The 16710-nt window shown below is 69.4% G+C and carries 19 protein-coding genes; 10 read left to right on the top strand and 9 right to left on the bottom strand.

Annotated features, from left to right (window positions below; genetic code table 11):
* The coding region (locus HY68_RS04190) for a tetratricopeptide repeat protein (RefSeq protein WP_041984515.1) at positions 1-1399 on the top strand (1399 nt) is incomplete at its 5' end.
* Positions 1400-1678: 279 nt separating this feature from the next.
* On the opposite strand, the gene HY68_RS04180 is transcribed toward HY68_RS04190, so the two are convergent.
* Positions 1679-2854, bottom strand: coding sequence for a hypothetical protein (locus HY68_RS04180; RefSeq protein ID WP_241778466.1), 1176 nt, complete (start codon positions 2852-2854; stop codon positions 1679-1681).
* Positions 2855-3175: 321 nt separating this feature from the next.
* On the opposite strand from HY68_RS04180, the gene HY68_RS04175 reads away from it, so the two are divergent.
* The 4 genes from HY68_RS04175 to HY68_RS04160 all read left to right on the top strand — a co-directional run bounded on the left by HY68_RS04175 (position 3176) and on the right by HY68_RS04160 (position 5740).
* A complete protein-coding gene (locus HY68_RS04175) occupies positions 3176-3577 on the top strand; it encodes a RidA family protein (protein WP_041984506.1) in 402 nt (133 codons plus the stop codon).
* The gene (locus tag HY68_RS04170) at positions 3574-4356 is read left to right on the top strand and encodes a metallophosphoesterase family protein (protein WP_041984504.1); all 783 of its coding nucleotides are present in this window, start codon (positions 3574-3576) and stop codon (positions 4354-4356) included. Before HY68_RS04175 ends, HY68_RS04170 begins: the two co-directional genes overlap by 4 nt.
* Before the next feature lie 77 nt (positions 4357-4433).
* Complete coding sequence (locus HY68_RS04165; RefSeq protein WP_041984502.1) at positions 4434-5375, top strand: serine hydrolase; 942 nt, start codon at positions 4434-4436, stop codon at positions 5373-5375.
* Positions 5376-5416: 41 nt separating this feature from the next.
* Positions 5417-5740: a hypothetical protein gene (locus HY68_RS04160; RefSeq protein ID WP_198533206.1), complete on the top strand. Its 324-nt coding sequence runs from the start codon at positions 5417-5419 to the stop codon at positions 5738-5740.
* A 348-nt stretch (positions 5741-6088) separates the two neighbouring features.
* On the opposite strand, the gene HY68_RS04155 is transcribed toward HY68_RS04160, so the two are convergent.
* Both HY68_RS04155 and HY68_RS42580 read right to left on the bottom strand, forming a co-directional pair.
* Complete coding sequence (locus HY68_RS04155) at positions 6089-6538, bottom strand: ATP-binding protein (protein ID WP_041984496.1); 450 nt, start codon at positions 6536-6538, stop codon at positions 6089-6091.
* Complete coding sequence (locus HY68_RS42580; protein ID WP_157874281.1) at positions 6535-6975, bottom strand: hypothetical protein; 441 nt, start codon at positions 6973-6975, stop codon at positions 6535-6537. The genes HY68_RS04155 and HY68_RS42580 overlap by 4 nt, the downstream gene beginning before the upstream one ends.
* A 179-nt stretch (positions 6976-7154) precedes the next feature.
* On the opposite strand from HY68_RS42580, the gene HY68_RS04145 reads away from it, so the two are divergent.
* Together HY68_RS04145 and HY68_RS04140 are read left to right on the top strand one after the other, a co-directional pair.
* Positions 7155-8420 carry a hypothetical protein gene (locus tag HY68_RS04145; protein WP_041984490.1) on the top strand — a complete coding sequence of 422 codons (1266 nt, stop codon included), beginning with the start codon at positions 7155-7157 and terminating at the stop codon, positions 8418-8420.
* A gap of 1 nt (position 8421) precedes the next feature.
* Positions 8422-8739 carry a 4a-hydroxytetrahydrobiopterin dehydratase gene (locus tag HY68_RS04140; protein ID WP_041984487.1) on the top strand — a complete coding sequence of 106 codons (318 nt, stop codon included), beginning with the start codon at positions 8422-8424 and terminating at the stop codon, positions 8737-8739.
* A 467-nt stretch (positions 8740-9206) separates the two neighbouring features.
* Here HY68_RS04140 and HY68_RS04135 read toward each other — a convergent pair whose 3' ends face one another.
* Both HY68_RS04135 and sodN read right to left on the bottom strand, forming a co-directional pair.
* Positions 9207-9746: an NUDIX hydrolase gene (locus HY68_RS04135; protein ID WP_041984484.1), complete on the bottom strand. Its 540-nt coding sequence runs from the start codon at positions 9744-9746 to the stop codon at positions 9207-9209.
* A 257-nt stretch (positions 9747-10003) separates the two neighbouring features.
* The gene (sodN, locus tag HY68_RS04130) at positions 10004-10399 is read right to left on the bottom strand and encodes a superoxide dismutase, Ni (RefSeq protein ID WP_041984481.1); all 396 of its coding nucleotides are present in this window, start codon (positions 10397-10399) and stop codon (positions 10004-10006) included.
* Positions 10400-10549: 150 nt separating this feature from the next.
* Between sodN and sodX the strand changes: the two genes are divergently transcribed.
* The gene (gene sodX / locus HY68_RS40350; RefSeq protein ID WP_078863417.1) at positions 10550-10981 is read left to right on the top strand and encodes a nickel-type superoxide dismutase maturation protease; all 432 of its coding nucleotides are present in this window, start codon (positions 10550-10552) and stop codon (positions 10979-10981) included.
* Here the strand turns inward: sodX and HY68_RS04125 are convergent.
* On the bottom strand, positions 10885-11514 hold the full coding sequence (locus HY68_RS04125; protein WP_041984480.1) for a CGNR zinc finger domain-containing protein: 630 nt from the start codon (positions 11512-11514) through the stop codon (positions 10885-10887). The genes sodX and HY68_RS04125 overlap by 97 nt on opposite strands.
* 88 nt (positions 11515-11602) lie before the next feature.
* On the opposite strand from HY68_RS04125, the gene HY68_RS04120 reads away from it, so the two are divergent.
* The gene (locus HY68_RS04120; protein ID WP_041984479.1) at positions 11603-12364 is read left to right on the top strand and encodes a class I SAM-dependent methyltransferase; all 762 of its coding nucleotides are present in this window, start codon (positions 11603-11605) and stop codon (positions 12362-12364) included.
* 53 nt (positions 12365-12417) lie between these two features.
* Here HY68_RS04120 and HY68_RS04115 read toward each other — a convergent pair whose 3' ends face one another.
* From HY68_RS04115 to HY68_RS04105, 3 genes are read right to left on the bottom strand one after another with little or no spacing between them, the layout of a single operon-like run.
* Positions 12418-13179 carry an amino acid ABC transporter ATP-binding protein gene (locus HY68_RS04115; protein ID WP_041984477.1) on the bottom strand — a complete coding sequence of 254 codons (762 nt, stop codon included), beginning with the start codon at positions 13177-13179 and terminating at the stop codon, positions 12418-12420.
* Complete coding sequence (locus HY68_RS04110) at positions 13179-14105, bottom strand: amino acid ABC transporter permease (RefSeq protein WP_241778733.1); 927 nt, start codon at positions 14103-14105, stop codon at positions 13179-13181. Before HY68_RS04110 ends, HY68_RS04115 begins: the two co-directional genes overlap by 1 nt.
* 49 nt (positions 14106-14154) lie before the next feature.
* Positions 14155-15123, bottom strand: coding sequence for an ABC transporter substrate-binding protein (locus HY68_RS04105; protein ID WP_041984475.1), 969 nt, complete (start codon positions 15121-15123; stop codon positions 14155-14157).
* A 426-nt stretch (positions 15124-15549) separates the two neighbouring features.
* Between HY68_RS04105 and HY68_RS04100 the strand changes: the two genes are divergently transcribed.
* The coding region (locus HY68_RS04100; protein WP_041995114.1) for an NADP-dependent malic enzyme at positions 15550-16710 on the top strand (1161 nt) is incomplete at its 3' end.

Raw genomic sequence — 16710 nt, 5'->3', positions numbered from 1 at the left:
GGCCGGGGCCCTCGACAGGGACGGCGGCGCTGGCCGGCTCGACACCCTCAGCATCGAGGGCGGGTACGCCGTGCGGGGCGCGCTGGACGAGTCGTACCGCCATCTGCCGCCCGGACTGGCCGTGGGCTACCGGCGGTTGGGGTTGCTGCCCGTCGTCGTGTTCGGCACGGCCATCGCCGCCGCTGCCTGTTCCGTACGCCCGGACGAAGCGGCTCTGCTGCTCGACGATCTCGCCGAGGTGAATCTGTTGGAAGAGCTGGGCCCCGATCCTGTCTCCGGCGCCGACCGCTACCGGTTCCACGACCTGACCAGGGCCCACGCGGCAGACCTGGCGGGCGAGTTGGAGACATCCGCCGACCGGCGCGACACCGTACGCCGGGTGGTGGACGCGTATCTGTTCACCGCCACGGCCGCCGAGGCCCTGCTGGCTCCGAGCCACCGCACACTGCCCCGCGACTACGCGTTCCCACCGGACCCCGGGCAGCGGCCGCCGTTCAGCGGCGCACCCGGCGCCCTGAACTGGCTCAGTGCCGAACTGCCCCATCTCATGGCCGCGTTACGAGTAGCTGCCGAACACGGTTGGGACGCCACCGCCTGGCAGCTCGCCGACGCGTTGTGGCCCGCCTTCCTCCGATTACGGCCCTACGACCTGTGGATCGAAGCGCACGAGATCGGACTCGCCGCTGCGCGCCGCGCCGGCGACCGGCAGGCCGAGAGCCGGATGCTCACGTCGGGCGGCACCGGACTGCGTAACGCGGGGCGCCACGACGAAGCCGTGGAATGGTTCGCGCAGGCGCGCGAGGAGGCGGTCAGGGACGGCGACCGGCGCGCCGAGGCGCAGGCGCTGCACGGCATCGGCCAGTCGCACCGGCTCGCAGGACGGCTGGCCGAAGCCGCGACGTTCTTCACCCCGGCGCTCGACCTGCGCGAGGAGATCGGCTACCGGCGCGGCGCCGCGCTCACCCGGATCTGCCTCGGCGATGTCGCCCTCGCGGTGGACCGCCCCGAGCAGGCCCTCCCGTTGCTCGAACGCGCCCGCGCGGACCTGCTCGCCGAGCACGACGCCTACGACGCTGCCCGCGCCCTGGCGTTTCTGGGCCGCGCGTCCGCCCGACTCCCGCGCGCCGGGCGGACGGTCGACGACGTCGAGCGCCAACTGATCGCCGCATTGGGTGAGTTCGAGGAGACCGGGTCCCGGCACTGGCAGGGCCGGGTGTTGGAGATGCTCGGCGAGTCGGCCGAGGAACGGCAGGACGGCGCACGGGCCAGGAACTGGTACGAGCAGTCCCTGGCCCGCTACGCCCAGGTCAGCGCGACCGACGTACGGCGCCTGGAGGAGCGCCTGGACCGTCTTGACCGGCCGTCCGGCCGGTCGCCGGACCGGCCGTCCGAGCCCTGACCAGCCAGACGTACAGCAACGACGAGAAGCGCACATAACCCTCGGTGGAGAAAGCGGCCCCGACCGGCAGCCACCTCACGACGACCCGGTCACCGGCGCGGGCCGCCGCCACGCAGCCGCCCTCCGTGCAGCGCACGACGGTCAGCAGGCACCCAGGCCGCCGCCGCATCGTCCGGCGGGCGAGCCGTAACGCCTCGCCGTACGGGCGGAGTGCCGTCGCGTGGAGCACGTCGGCACACTGCAACCACCGCTCGTCCACCCCGCCGTCGAGGTCGATGTTCAGCTGGCCGTCGGCGACCATGTCAGCCCCTCCTCCGACTCCAGTGACTCCAGCGGTTCCGGCAACGGCAGCGGCCGTACTGCCGGTTGATGGGCCGGTCGGCCGAGGCCCAGGATCCGGTACATCAGCTTGCGCATCAGCTCGTTGAAGCGGCCGGGCTCGGACGAGATCCGCGCCGCGATCCGTGCGTACTCCCGCGCCGGGTACTCGGCCGCCGCGTAGGCCAGTTGCTCGGGCAGCGGGTGGGCGGGTGACAACGCGGGTGCGACCTGGGCCAGTTCGGCCCCAGGCGACTCCGGGTTGACGTCCCCGTCCGGAAACCGGGCCAGCAGGATGGTCGCCCGCGTCAACGTGGCGTAGAGCGTGACGGAACCGTGGTCCCCGATCACCCAGTCCGCCGCGATCAGATGCGAACGCCAGTCGGCGTCCGGCGGTACGACCGCGACGCCGCGCCGCCGGAAACCGGCCAGCCACGCCTTCACCTGCCAGTCGCCGTGGCCGGCGTGGATGTTGGGGTGCAGCAGCACCGCGATCCGGTACTCATGGCGCGGCAGCTCGGCCACCAGCCTCGGCAGCAGCGCGTCGATCCGGTTGAACGACGACCCCAGTCCCCACGTCGAGCAGACCATTATCAGCTTCTGCTCGGGGCGCAACCCCAACGCCTCGCGGTAGGCAGCGCGATGCGGAAGGCTGGCGGTGATCCGGTCGTGGTCGGCGTCACCGACCACCTCGGCCACCGGCAGCGCCTCCGGGCACCAGCGTTCCAGAGCCGTCAGATCCGCCTGGTGGGCCAACGCGAACGCCTTCGGTACGACCCGCCCGTCCCACATGAGATACGAGCGACCCAGCCCGCCGACCGTCCTCGGCTCCTCCCTGTCAGCCGTCTTGCCGTCGACCACGCGCGACAGCTTCATGTGCCCCGCCCCGTGCGGCAGCCGGATCAGCGGCGCGCGAAGCCGCTCAACTCCCTGCGACCCGGCGGCGAGTGCGAGGTCGAACTCGGTACGGACCGCCTCCTCCCACGGCATCACGGTGCTCCCCATCGCGCGCAGCGAGCGTGCCGCGCCCTCGTTGAACGCGTGCGGCGCGATGGTGAACACCACCTGGATCCGCAGATCGGACTCCAGCAGCGGCAGCAGCTCGCGCAGCCGCTGCCCGTACACCTCTGTATGCACGACGACCAGAACCTTCCGGCAGCCGGTCAGTGTCAGCCACTGACCGGTCTCCCGGTCTACCGGGCCGCCGCTCAAGGGCCGCCCTCTCACATCAGTCATCAGATCCCCCGACGCTGTTTTCGGACCTTTCTTTCGGGCCTTGCGTGACGTGACATGCCCCCGCAGGTCGGTCGGAGGCTTGACCGGGCCTTGCCGAAACCTTGCAGCGGGCCGCCCGTGCCGACACGCGCGCGGCGCGGGAAAACCGGTGGGCGCGGAGGGGGAGGAGTGACGACAATGCCGGGGCCGGTACGTGTGGGCCCGGCGCGAGGAGTGACATCGATGGTTCGCCGTACGACCGTGCCCGGCCTGTTCCCGCCGCCGGACTACGCGCACGCGGCGGTGGTCGACACCGACCGCCGCCTCGCGTTCCTCGCCGGGGCCGTACCGCTCGACGCCGAGGGGAACCTCGTAGGCCCCGGCGACTTCGAGGCGCAGACCCGGCAGGTGCTCGCCAACATGGAGACGGCGCTGCGGGCCGTCGGCTGCGGGCCCGGCGATGTGGTGTCCACCGACGTGTACGTGGTGTCGCAGGACCCCGCCGATCTCGGCCGCGTGTGGGCGGTCGTACAGGCCGGCGGCCTGACGCTCGGCCCGCACACGTCCACGCTGCTCGGGGTGGCCTGCCTCGGGTACGCGGGGCAGCTCGTGGAGATCACCGCCGTCGCCGAAGTGCCGAGTTGAGTGGCACACGCGGTGGCCGGGTCGCTGTCGTCTCCGACATCCACGGCGTTCTGCCCGCCCTGGAGGCGGTGCTGGCCGAGCCCGAAGTCGCCGCCGCCGCGCGGGTGGTGGTGACCGGCGACATCGCGGCGGGGCCGCAGCCCAACGAGGTGCTGGAGGTGCTGACCGGCCTCGGCGACCGGGCGGTACTGATCGGCGGCAACGCCGACCGTGAACTGGTCGAGCTGCGAAAGGGGTTGATCTCGGAGGTCCCCGGCGACCCCGTCGCCACCTGGGCGGCCGGCCGGCTCACGGCGGAGCATGTGGCGCTGCTCGCGGGACTTCCGCGTACCCGGCGGCTGTCGGTGGCCGGCCTCGGCGACGTCCTCTTCTGCCACGCGACGCCGCGCGACGACGAAGAAGTGGTCCTGGTGGACTCGCGCCTCGCGCGCTGGGCCGAGGTGCTGGCCGGGCTGGACGACGACGTACGCACCGTCGTGTGCGGCCACACCCATATGCCGTTCGTCCGGCTCGCGCACGGCCGCCAGATCGTCAACCCGGGCAGCGTCGGCATGCCGTACGGCCGGCCAGGCGCGCACTGGGCGCTGCTGGGCCCCGGCGTCGAACTGCGCGTCACCCACTTCGACACCGAGGCGGCGGCGGCCCGGCTCGGCGCCGAGTCCGGGTATCCGGACATCGCGGAGTGGGCGGAGTACTTCCTCAACGCCCGTGCCGGTGACGCGGAGGCGCTGGCGATCTTCGGCCCGAGAGACGGCAGGAAGGGCCCGAACGGAGCCTGATCGGGCAGCTGTTGACGGGGTCAAACCGGCAGAAAACCCGCAAAAGCCCGAACGAACCATCGATTACCATCGAACGCGTGCATGAGGACATGCCTGGTCGGCGCCGGCGCTCCCGCAGGGAGCAGCGACGCCGCCGCAAGGCCAAGAGACGGCGGGTGACGTGGGCGGTCACCGCCGCTGTCCTGCTGCTCGGCGGCGGCGGTACGTACGCGGCGACAAAGGCCCACCAGGACGACAACGGCACACCGACAGCCCGGCGGACGCTGCGCTCGCCGCAGTCGTCGCCCACCCCCACCCCCGTACCGATGGACCTGAAGCCGGCCCTCGACCCGCTCGCGGCCACGCTCTCCGGCAACGAGCTGTCCGTCGCGCTGCTGGACACCGAGAGCGGCAAGTGGGCGACGTACGGCGACGGCGCTTTCGACACGGCCAGCATCGTCAAGGTCGACATCCTCGCCACACTCCTGCTCCAGGCGCAGGACGCGGGGCGCGAGTTGACGGCGAAGGAACGGGCGTACGCCGCCGACATGATCGAGAACAGTGACAACGACGCGACGAGTGCCCTGTGGACCGCCATCGGCAGCGCCGTCGGCCTCGACGCCGCCAACAAACGCCTCGGCCTCTCGCAGACCCAGGGCGGCGGCGGCACGGTCTGGGGCGTGACCAGGACCACCGCGCAGGACCAAGTGCGCCTGCTGCAGAACGTGTTCGGCGAAGGTCCACCCCTGTCGGCGGCCTCCCGCAAGTACATCCAGGACCTCATGCGGCACATAGCCAAGAGCCAGCAATGGGGCGTCTCGGCCGTGGCCGACACCGGCACCACGACAGCGCTCAAGAACGGCTGGCTCCAGCGGAGCGCGACGAAGAAGTGGGACGTCAACAGCATCGGCCGGGTCGAGTCCGGCGGCCGGGTCTATCTGATGGCGGTCCTGCTGAACGGCTGCACCACGGAAGAGGCGGGCATCAAGATCGTCGAACAGGCCGCCCGCGTGGCGATGAAAGGTTTCGCCTCACCCTGAACAGCCCATCAGGGAAGCGGAAGAACCGGAGGACGGACGACATGAACGGCGATTCCCCGTCTCGATCAGCGGGCGCACACACCGCCGATCCGTGCCCCCGGTGCCGCGTCGAGGCGGTCCGCGCCGGCCGGCCCATGGCGGGCGCGGGGTGGGGTGTCGTCGGGTACGTCTGCGCCGACTGCGGGCACACGTGGTCCCGCCCGATCGAGGACGACGTGGAGGTGTACGACATCGTCAGGGTGGACCTCTCGGACGCCACGCTCTACGGCACCGTCTGGCAGGTGGCGGACGATCGGATCCAGGTGCGCGGCAGCGGCGGTGCCTGGCTGCTCTGGGTCGAGCGCTGGAGAGTCCACATCTACTGAGATCGACCCGCCCCGGGCCGACGACGAAGGGCCCGGCGCACTTGTGCCGGATAACCCCGAGGGGGGTCACCGCGATTGCGGGATCCGGCACGATTGTCCGACCCCCTGCGCTGTGCGGCGAGTCGCAGTCTGAAGGGTCACCGTCATGATCACAAAATGTGTCCTCAAGGGTAAAGACAAATGACCATGACCCGGAAACCGTTGTCGAGTGCCCCGCCGCCCGCCCGCCGACCGGGCCAGAGCCCTACGTCGAGCCCTCGGCGACCGCTTACAGCCCTGATGCCGGACCAGCCCGAGCTGTAGCCCCGCCCGCTGCCATCGGCTGCAGCGGGCGGGGATCTCGTCTCGCTAGCTGCCGGGCTTGGCGCTGTCGTCAGCGCATACGGCCCACACGAGCTTGCCGACACCAGCACGGCCGCTGACTCCCCAGCACCCATTGGTGAGGGCGTCCACGAGCGCCAGGCCGCGGCCCGAGTCGTCGTCCGCTGTCGGCGTTCGCAGTTGCGGCTTGGTGTCGCCGGCGTCATGTACTTCAATCCGTACCCCGCCGACGAGACGCTCGAATCGCGTCTCGATCAGACGTCCCGGCACGCGCCCGTGCTGAACCGCGTTGGTCACCAGCTCCGAGAGAACAAGCGGGGCCGAGTCGGCCAAGTCGGTAAGGCGCCACGCCTGCAAGTGCCGCAGCAGCAAGTGTCGCGCCCTTCCGACGGATTGCGCGCTGCTCGGCCAGCGCTTGACCACAAGCGGCGGAAGGCCGTCGAGCGCGGACGCCTTGATGGTGGCGGTCTCGGTCATGCGTGAGCCTCCTGCGCTACGCGGTAGAGGGCTGTGCCCGTGGGACAACTGGACCCGTCGTCACGGCAGAACCTGCAGTCGCCAAGGTGCCGACGAAGGGCTCCTTCCGGGGCGAGCGCGGTATTCACGGTGACGAGTGGCAAGTAGCCGGGGGCGGACATGCGCTCTCGGTACTGCCGGCCGAGCATGATTGCGGCCGCCTGCTCCGGGGTTCCGAGGATCGTGCCGTCGGTGAGCCGGACGTCGCCCATGGGTTCGGGCGGGTACTCGTCAAACGGAAGCAGGCGGCGAAACCGCACGCATCCCGGGCATGCTTCGATGTCCCACCCTGGTCCCGATAGGGAATGGGTCAGGCCGACCTTCACCGGGTCGTCCGTGGGCTGCTTACAGAAGCGGCACGCCGCTCGCGCCGCAACGATCTGTTCGTCTTCGCTCATCGCGACATCTCTTTCCCGACCACGGCTCACCTTCGGCTGATGTCTTTTGAGGGGTAACCAGGCCAAATGGTGTACGCCTCAGCGGTTCTTTACCGATGATGGATTTCACGCCGAATGGGAGATAGGTCACGGCGTGGCCACGCGCGGCCACGTAGCGGCCACGGCCGGGAGTGCGAGCGATGACACGAGAGACTGGAACTGCGGGCCGCAACGATGCGCTCAGGGCGGCCCGGTTACGTCGCGGCTGGCGAACGATCGACGCCGCAGCCAACGCGCTCCAGGCGCACGGGCAGCAGCTCCTGGACGACGTCCAGTTCACCGTGTCCGCGCGGACCTGGCGACGCTGGGAGAGCGACCGCCCCGGATGGCCGTCGGAGGAAACGGCGATCGTGCTGCACGATGCGCTCGACCGCTGGCCCGAAGACCTGGGCTTCACCGTTCCGCCGGGCTGGATCCGGCCGGAGCACCATGAGGAGGCGGACGTGCGCCGCCGCGCTCTCGTATCCGTCACCGCCGCCGCACTCGTAGCCGGCCCCGTTGCGCCGCAACACGTCGACCCTGCCCTGATCGACTACTTCCAGCAGCAGTTGGAGGGGCACTACCGCGCGGACATGTTCCTCGGCCCGCACGACTTGATCGGTACGGTGGCCGCGCAGTATCAACTGATCGACAAGCTGGTCCGCAGCGCGAAAGGCGAGACTCGGCGGGGGCTGCTCCGCGTCGGCGCCGCGTACTCCGCACTCGTCGGCTGGCTGTACCAGGACGCCGGCGACATGGACGGCGCGAGCTTCTGGCGTGGTGTCACGCAGGAGATAGCCATGCGGTCCCGCGACCCGCACCTGATCGGCTACTCCCTCGTCAACCAGGCCCAGGTCCGGACCGACCTCGGGGACGGCTACGCGGTTATCGATCTCTGCGAGGCTGCGACGGAAAACGCCACCCGCCTTGCTCCGAAGGTACGTGTGATGTCTCTTCAGCAGTGGGCGCACGGCGCCAGCCTGACAGGAGACCGTACGGCGGTCGATGGTCTCATCGATCAGGCGACCGGCCTCCTCTCCTCCGTGGACGACGACTTGCCGTGGGGCAACGCCTGCAGGCGCACCCCCGGCTACCTGGAGATCCAGCGCGCGACCTGTTACGGACGGCTCGGCCTCGGAGCGGAGGCCGGTGCACTGTGGGAGCAGGTTCTCGCGATCGTCCCCGAGACCGCCCGGCGCGACCGCGGCGTCTACATGGCTCGACAGGCCACAGCGGCAGCCACCGCACAGGAGCCCGACCACGCTCTGGAGATCGCCCGGAATGTGGCGACCGTCGCCGTCGAGACTCGGTCCGCACGAATGCGCAGGGAGCTGATCACTCTGGAGCAGGCGATGCGCCCGTGGCACGATGCTCCCGTCGGCCGGGACCTGGCGGAGGTACTGGCACCGGTGACCGAGAGGGGATGACGTGGCTCAGGTACCAACGCCGCTGACCGACGAGGAGATTGAGGCGCGGCTGGCCGAGCTGCCGCTGTGGTCCCGCGCGGGGACCGAGATCACGCGGACCATCGAGATCCGCTACCACGCAGCCGTCGCGATGATCGTGCACATCGCCGACCGCGAGCGGCGCATCGGGCACCACGCGGACATCGACCTCCGCATGGACCACACCAAGGTCGCGGTCACCACGCACGACGCCGGATACCAACTGACGGCGGCTGACTTCGACCTGGCCGCACGCATCGACGCCATCGCGGCCGCGCACCAGTCGACTCCTCTCGACTGATCCTGGACGAACGAAAGCGCCCCCTGTCCGGCCGTGAAGGCCAGGCAGGGGGCGCATTCATCGCCAGGGTGCGAGGTCGAGGCCGGGAGGCGGATCCGGCACCCGACCGGCCGCCGTTGTGGTCGTCTCCCAAGCGTGCCGGGCCACATCGACCAGCCATGTAGGCGTCGCTGACGTGTCCCGCGCGGTGTGAAGTTCCTCGTACCGGTGTACAGGAAGGCGTGCCGCCTTCGGGCCGAGGATCAGACGGGCCCAGTCGGTCTTGCCGACCGGGTGGCGGTCGTGGTGGCCGGTCTCCTCGGAGAGCGAACCGACGAGAAGCAGGCCCCGGCCGCGTTCTTCGTCCTCTCCGGTCTTGACGAGTGAGCGGTCACGTCCAGGAGCTTCACCGCAGAATGTTGCCGTACGCCGGCGAGGCTCCCGTCCTGGCCTTCGAGCAACGCATGCGCGAGGCCCTCGGCTGATCCTTACGAGCCGCCGGTCGCCTCGTCCAGCAGCAGATAGAGCAGGCCGACCAGGCTGCCGCTGCTGACCACCTCACGGCGGTCGATCATGCCCCGGATCTCCGAGATCGGAATCCACTCGATCCGGTCGGACTCGTTCACCTCGGTCGGTGGGCCCGCATACGAGGCGGCCTCCGCACGAAAAATGAAGTGCTCGGAATCGGTGATGCCGTTCGCGGGCTGTGCGTAGACCAGTGGTTTGACCCCTTCCACCCGCCAGCCGGTCTCTTCCTCGACTTCGCGGGCGGCAGCCTGCTCAGGTGTCTCGTCGGCCTCGATGAGGCCCATCGGAAGTTCCCAGCCCCAGGTGTCGGTGATGAACCGGTGCCGCCACATCATCAGCACGCGCTTCTGGTCGTCGACAACGGTTGCCACAGCGAGATGCCGCATCCGGACCACATGGTGTTCCCACCGCCGGCCGTCAGGCTGCTGGACGTCCACGAGCCATAGGTTCACCCATGGGTTGCTGTAGATCTGCCGCTCGCCATGGACGGTCCACCGCATGAGCTCAACTCCCTTGTCACAGTGAGGTATTCAGCATGTCACTCTGACGAGAATCCGTCGTCCTGGGTGGCGCGACATCGCTCAGGCCGACGATCAGGAGGAGCTGTCAGGCCGACAGGTACGGGGTCAGCCGTTGTCGCCCGGCGGGGCTACGCGGATCTGGGCCGGCCGCAAAGAAGACCGCACCCGGTCCGTCGTGGCCGCCGTGTTCGGCGGCCTGCGGGCCGGGTGCGGGTGTTCCAAGGGGGGTGCCCAAGTCACGCCTTCTTGGTCTCCCAGAAGATCTTGTCGATCTGGGCGATGTAGTCCAGCGCCTTCTGGCCCGTCGCCGGGTCCGTCGAGGCCTTCGCCGCCGACAGGGCCTTCAGGGTGTCGTTGACCAGCTGGTGCAGCTCCGGGTACTTCTCGAAGTGCGGGGGCTTGAAGTAGTCGCTCCACAGCACCGAGACATGGTGCTTGGCGAGCTCGGCTCGCTGCTCCTTGATGACGGTGGCGCGGGCCTGGAAGTGGGCGTCGTCGTTGCCCGCCATCTTCTCCTGGACGGCCTTGACCGACTCGGCCTCGATGCGGGCCTGGGCCGGGTCGTAGACGCCGCAGGGGAGGTCGCAGTGGGCGCTGACCTTCACCTTCGGGGCAAACAGTCGGGAGAGCATTGAGCTGTCCTTCCTCGTGATCGTCTTCTCAGGTGGGACATTACTCCGTGAGAAGCCTGTTTTCGCGAGTGCCCCCGTGGGCTTAGGACAAAAGTCCGGCGTCAATATGGGACCTGTGGCGGAACATACGGTGGGACCGGGAGGTGCCGCATGACGGAGTCGGGGCGGGAGTCGGGGCGGGAGCCGAGAGTGCCGTTGGGGATCGCCGAGGTGATGGGGCCGTCCATGTACCCGACGCTCAAGCACGGCGATCAGCTCTTGGTGCACTACCGGGCGCCCGTGAAGGCGGGCGACGTGGTGGTGCTCAAACACCCGTTGCAGCAGGATCTGCTCATCGTGAAGCGGCTGATCGAGCGACGCGAGGGCGGCTGGTGGGTGCTGGGGGACAACCCGGGGGCCGAGGGTGACAGCAGGCTGTTCGGGACGGTGCCCGAGGAGTTGCTGCTGGGGCGGGTACGCGGCCGGTACCGGCCGCGCGGTGAGGATCAGCGCTCGGTGCGCGGGGCGGTCTCCTGGCTGGCCTCTTCGGTGCGCCCGGTGCTCGCCGACCGTTCCGTCTCCAGGCGCTTGCGGGCCCGGTAGGCGGCGACGTTGGCACGGGTCGCACAGCGGTCCGAACAGTAGCGTCGCGAGCGGTTGGTCGACGTGTCGAGGTAGGCGTTGCGGCACGGTGCTGCCTCGCACAGGCCGAGCCTGTCGACACCGTGCTCGGTCAGATGGAAGGCGAGCCCCATCGCGGCCGTCGCCGCGTACCCGGCGGTCGCGTTCGAGGGGTGCTCGGCGAGGTGCATGTGCCAGTCGGGGCGGCCCTCCTCGTCGAGGAAGTCGTGGCCGGAGATCTGCGGGCTGACCGGGAATTCCAGCAGCAGCGAGTTCAGCAGGTCGACGGCCTGGGTGGGCTCACCCGTGTCGGCGGCGGTGAAGACCGCGCGCAGCCGTGCCCTGACCGACCGGAAGCGGGTGATGTCCGCCTCCGTCGCGCGGCGGGCGAGCTGGGTGCTCGCGCCGAAGAGGGCGCGGACGTCCTCGACCGAGGTCAGGGTGTCCGTGCCACGGGCCGGCTCCTCGGTGTTGACCAGGCGTACCGCGTAGTCCGAGTAAGAGGCCAGTTCCACTTGTAGTCCTTACGGCTGCGTTCTAGAGTCGGGAGGGCCGACCGTAATGGCCGACTGACGTTCCAGGGTATTACTCAGGGGAGGGTTTATGACGGAGGCGACGACCGGAACCGACTGGCGGGCCTGGCAGCGGAGCTGGGACCGGCAGCAGGAGTGGTACATGCCCGACCGCGAGGAGCGGTTCCGGGTCATGCTGGACATGGTCGAGGCGCTGGTGGGCCCGCGGCCCCGGGTGCTCGACCTCGCGTGCGGCACGGGCAGCATCTCGGACCGGCTGCTGCGCAGGTTCCCCGAAGCGACCAGCACGGGCGTCGACCTCGACCCCGCCCTGCTCGCCATCGCCCGCGGGTATTTCGCCGGCGACGAGCGGGTCAGCTTCGTGACCGCCGACCTCAAGGACCCCGGCTGGCCGGCCCTGCTGCCGTACGGGACGTACGACGCCGTCCTCACCGCCACCGCCCTGCACTGGTTCCACGCCGGGCCGCTGACCACGCTGTACGGGCAGCTCGCCGGGCTCGTGAGGGACGGCGGAGTCCTGATGAACGCCGACCACATGATCGACACCACCACCCCCGGGATCAACGAGGCCGAACGCGCCCACCGGCACGCCGCCATGGAAGGGGCCAGGTCGGCCGGCGCGCTCGACTGGACGCAGTGGTGGGACGTCGCCGCCAAGGACCCCGTACTCGCCGGACCCACCGCCGAGCGGTTCCGGATCTACGGGGAGCACGCCGAAGGTGACACGCCGTCGGCCGACTGGCACGCGCGTACGCTGCGCGAGGCCGGCTTCGCCGAGGCGAGGCCCGTCTGGTCCTCGCCCTCCGACTCCCTCGTACTGGCCCTGAAGTAGCGGCGGGCGGGCGGTACGGACGTCACTGGCCGTACCGCCCGCGTGCGTGGCACCTACAGCACCTTCGACAGGAACGACTGCGTCCTGGTGTGCTGCGGATTGCCGAGCACATCGCGCGGATGGCCCGTCTCGACGACCATGCCGTCGTCCATGAACACCAGCGCGTCCCCGACCTCGCGCGCGAACCCCATCTCGTGGGTGACCACGATCATCGTCATGCCGTCGGCCGCGAGGTCGCGCATCACGTCCAGGACATCACCCACCAGCTCCGGGTCGAGCGCCGACGTCGGTTCGTCGAACAGCATCAGCTTCGGCTCCATCGCCAACGCGCGCGCGATGGCCACCCGTTGCTGCTGACCGCCGGAGAGCTGCGCGGGATAGTTGTCCGCCTTGTCGGAGAGACCGACCCGGTCGAGCAGCTTCGCCGCCCGCGCGCGGGCCGCCGCCTTCGACTCGCCGCGCACCTGGATCGGTGCCTCCATGACGTTCTCCACCGCCGTCATGTGCGGGAACAGGTTGAAGCGCTGGAAGACCATGCCGATGTCCCGGCGCTTCCTCGCGACTTCGCTGTCCTTCAGCTCGTAGAGCTTCTCGCCCTTCTGCCGGTAGCCGACCAACTCCCCGTCGACGTACAGCCGTCCGGCGTTGATCTGCTCCAGGTGGTTGATGCACCGCAGGAACGTCGACTTGCCCGACCCCGAGGGACCGATCACACAGAAGACCTCACGCGGCGCGACCTCCAGGTCGATGCCCTTGAGAATGTGGGCCGTGCCGAAGGACTTGTGGACGCCCTCCGCCTTCACCATGGCAGTCATCAGGCACTCCTCGGGCTGCGCAGGGAGGCCATGTTCGCCTTGACCTTCTGCCACGGGGTGGCAGCGAGACTGCGGCTCGTACCGCGGGCGTACCGGCGCTCCAGATAGAACTGACCGACGCTGAAGACGCTGGTCATCGCGATGTACCAGATCGAGGCGACGAAGAGCATCTCCATCACCGCGTACGACGTGGAGCCAATGCTCGACGTCGCGCGCAGCAGATCCGGATAGGTGACGGCGACCACCAGGGACGAGGTCTTCAGCATGTTGATGAACTCGTTGCCCGTCGGCGGGATGATGACCCGCAGCGCCTGCGGCAGCACCACCCTGCGCATCGTCTTGCCCTGGGTCATCCCGAGCGCGTGCGACGCCTCCGTCTGCCCCTCGTCGACCGACTGGATGCCGGCCCGGCAGATCTCCGCCATGTACGCGGCCTCGTTGAGGCCGAGCCCCAACAGGGCGCACATGAAGGGGGTCATGACGTCCGTCATCTCGTTCTTGTAGATGAACGGGATGTTCAGGATGGGGAAGATCAGCGCCAGGTTGAACCACAGCAACAGCTGGACGTAGACCGGCGTGCCGCGGAAGAACCAGATGTACAGCCACGCGACGCCGCTGGTCACCGGGTTCTTCGACATCCGCATCACGGACAGGATCACGCCGAGGACCACACCGAGCACCATGGACAGCACGGTGATCAGCAGGGTGCGGCCGGCGCCCTTCATGACACTGCCGTCGAAGAGCTTGTCGGAGACCGCGTGCCACTGGACGTTGCCCTGCGCGAACGCGTAGACCAGCGCCACCAGCAGGGCGACCACGATCACCCCGCTGAGCAGCCGCCCCCAGTGCCGTACCGGAATGGCCTTGACGGCCCCCGCGGGGATCACCGCGGCGCCCCCGGAGCCGGGCGCGGTGTCGGCCGGTATCTTCTCGATCTTGTCACTCACCACGGCTGCCCCTCAGTACCGCGCCCGCTCACTTGCCGCCGTTGATGGCCGCGGCGTCGATCGCGCCGGTCTGCGCGCCCCACTTGTCGAGGACCGCCTTGTACGAACCGTCCTTGATGATCGCGTCGACAGCGAGCTTCAGCGCGTCCCTGAGCTGGGTGTTCTTCTTGCTGACCGCGATGCCGAACGGTCCGGCGTCGTACTGCTCGCCGACGATCTCGAACGCCTTGCCGTTGTCGGCCTTACGGGTCAGGTCAAGGGCGACCGGGTAGTCGTTGACACCGGCCACCGCGCCGCCGGACTTCACCCGGGTCTGCGCCTCGGTGTCGTTCTCGAACGGCTCGATGTTGATGGCCTTCTTACCGCCGTCCTTACACGCCTTGGACTGCGTGTTCAGGGCCTCCTCGTACGTGGTGCCCTTCTGCACGGCGGCGGTCTTGCCGCACAGGTCCTCGATGGACTTGATGCCCTCGGGGTTGCCCTTCTTCACGTACACGGCGGTACCGGCGATGAAGTAGTCGACGAAGTCCACGCCCTCGCCGAGCTTCTTGCCCTTGTCGTCCAGGCCTTCCTGGCGCTGCTTGTTGTCGGTGATCGACGACATCGCGACGTGGTAGCGGCCCGAGTTCAGGGCGCTGATCAGACCGTCGAACGAACCGGAGGTGAAGTCGAAACGCACACCGAGCTGTTTGCCCAGCGCTGCGGCTATGTCCGGGTCGACACCGATGATCTTGCCGCCGGCCTCGGACTCCATCGGCGCGTACTCGGCGTTGGTGCCGACCTTGATGACACCGGCGTCCTGGATGTCCTTGGGCAGCTTGCTGAAGAGCGGCGCGGTCTTCGCCGTGCTGTCGGCGCCCTTGGAGCTCTTGTCACCCGCGCTGTCGGTCTGGTCACCACAGGCGGTCAGGAGCAAGGCGCCCGCGACCGCTACGGCGCCGACCGCGACGATCCGGGACTTCGCTGCGGACGTACGGCGAGTGCTGCTTGCGGTCATGATCGGGGACCTCCGGCGGTCAGGGAGCGCTGGCAAGTGAACGGGCACGTACTTTCGGGTTTCGCGACCGTGTGTGATTACCGGCATCTTGCCATTCGGACTGGTCCATTCAGGGGCGCAGCCATGTCAAAATCGGGTAACGGGTCACCCCCGTCCCCCTGCCGGCCGGCGCATCACTACCGGACCATCTGCCGGGATGCCTTCCTCCGGCCGGAGAATCTCCGGTTCCGCCAGCCCTTCGCGCGTGCGCGGGCCGGACCGTCCGGTAAGAAGGACGTTCACACCCCCTCATCCGGGGCTCAGGGCGCGTGTGCGGCGCGCCCGCGCGTGGTTACGCGATGCCTGACGTAGCGACGCGGTGCCCACCCACCCCTCCTCAACCAGGAGTGGCCACCCTCAACTGATGAAGACCTAAGGGGTACGACCATGGCAGCGGAGATCGTCAATCCTCGCAGCGAGACCGATACGGCCGAAAGCGCTCCCGACGAGCCCTTCGATCCGGCCTTCGCGCTGCACCGCGGCGGCAAGATGGCCATCACGGCCACCGTCCCCGTGCGCGACAAGGATGACCTGTCCCTTGCGTACACGCCCGGCGTTGCGAAGGTGTGCACCGCGATCGCCGAGAATCCCGAACTCGTCCACGACTACACCTGGAAGTCACAGGTCGTCGCCGTCGTCACGGACGGCACCGCCGTCCTCGGCCTCGGCGACATCGGCCCGGAGGCCTCGCTCCCCGTCATGGAGGGCAAGGCCATCCTCTTCAAGCAGTTCGGCGGGGTCGACGCGGTGCCGATCGCGCTCGCCACCACCGACACCGACGAGATCATCGAGACCGTCGTCCGGCTCGCCCCCTCGTTCGGCGGCGTGAACCTCGAAGACATCTCGGCCCCCCGCTGCTTCGAGATCGAGCGGCGGCTCCAGGACCGGCTCGACATCCCCGTCTTCCACGACGACCAGCACGGCACGGCCGTCGTCACCCTCGCCGCCCTGCGCAACGCGGCCAAGCTCACCGGGCGCGGCATCGGCGAACTGCGCGCCGTCATCTCCGGCGCCGGCGCGGCGGGCGTCGCCATCGCCAAGTTCCTGCTGGCCGCCGGGATCGGGGACGTGGCCGTCGCCGACCGCAAGGGCGTCGTGAGCACGGACCGCGACGACCTGACCGACGTCAAGCACGAGATCGCCGCGCTCACCAACAAGGCGCGGCTCAGCGGCCCCCTGGAGGCAGCGCTGTCCGGCGCCGACGTCTTCATCGGCGTCTCCGGCGGTACGGTCCCCGAGCCGGCGGTCGCCTCGATGGCGCCCGGCGCCTTCGTCTTCGCCATGGCCAACCCGAACCCCGAGGTCCACCCCGACGTGGCGCACCGGTACGCGGCCGTCGTGGCGACCGGCCGCAGCGACTACCCCAACCAGATCAACAACGTGCTCGCCTTCCCCGGCATCTTCGCCGGCGCCCTCCAGGTGCGCGCCTCGCGCATCACCGAGGGCATGAAGATCGCGGCGGCCGAGGCGCTCGCGGACGTCGTCGGCGACGAACTCGCCGCGGACTACGTGATCCCCTCGCCGTTCGACGAGCGCGTCGCCCCCGCC

The organism is Streptomyces sp. AcH 505, from assembly GCF_000818175.1.
GTDB lineage: Bacteria > Actinomycetota > Actinomycetes > Streptomycetales > Streptomycetaceae > Streptomyces.
Note: the sequence above shows the minus strand (reverse complement) of the source record. Positions and strands in the feature narration are given on the sequence as shown.

Excerpts from the sequence above, each read along its gene's own strand:
- HY68_RS04105 (WP_041984475.1), bottom strand. The coding sequence starts at position 15,123 with ATGACCGCAAGCAGCACTCGCCGTACGTCCGCAGCGAAGTCCCGGATC.
- HY68_RS04155 (WP_041984496.1), bottom strand. The coding sequence starts at position 6,538 with ATGACCGAGACCGCCACCATCAAGGCGTCCGCGCTCGACGGCCTTCCG.
- HY68_RS04145 (WP_041984490.1), top strand. The coding sequence starts at position 7,155 with ATGACACGAGAGACTGGAACTGCGGGCCGCAACGATGCGCTCAGGGCG.
- HY68_RS04120 (WP_041984479.1), top strand. The coding sequence starts at position 11,603 with ATGACGGAGGCGACGACCGGAACCGACTGGCGGGCCTGGCAGCGGAGC.
- HY68_RS04160 (WP_198533206.1), top strand. The coding sequence starts at position 5,417 with ATGAACGGCGATTCCCCGTCTCGATCAGCGGGCGCACACACCGCCGAT.
- HY68_RS04175 (WP_041984506.1), top strand. The coding sequence starts at position 3,176 with ATGGTTCGCCGTACGACCGTGCCCGGCCTGTTCCCGCCGCCGGACTAC.
- HY68_RS42580 (WP_157874281.1), bottom strand. The coding sequence starts at position 6,975 with ATGAGCGAAGACGAACAGATCGTTGCGGCGCGAGCGGCGTGCCGCTTC.
- sodN (WP_041984481.1), bottom strand. The coding sequence starts at position 10,399 with ATGCTCTCCCGACTGTTTGCCCCGAAGGTGAAGGTCAGCGCCCACTGC.
- HY68_RS04115 (WP_041984477.1), bottom strand. The coding sequence starts at position 13,179 with ATGACTGCCATGGTGAAGGCGGAGGGCGTCCACAAGTCCTTCGGCACG.
- sodX (WP_078863417.1), top strand. The coding sequence starts at position 10,550 with ATGACGGAGTCGGGGCGGGAGTCGGGGCGGGAGCCGAGAGTGCCGTTG.
- HY68_RS04135 (WP_041984484.1), bottom strand. The coding sequence starts at position 9,746 with ATGCGGTGGACCGTCCATGGCGAGCGGCAGATCTACAGCAACCCATGG.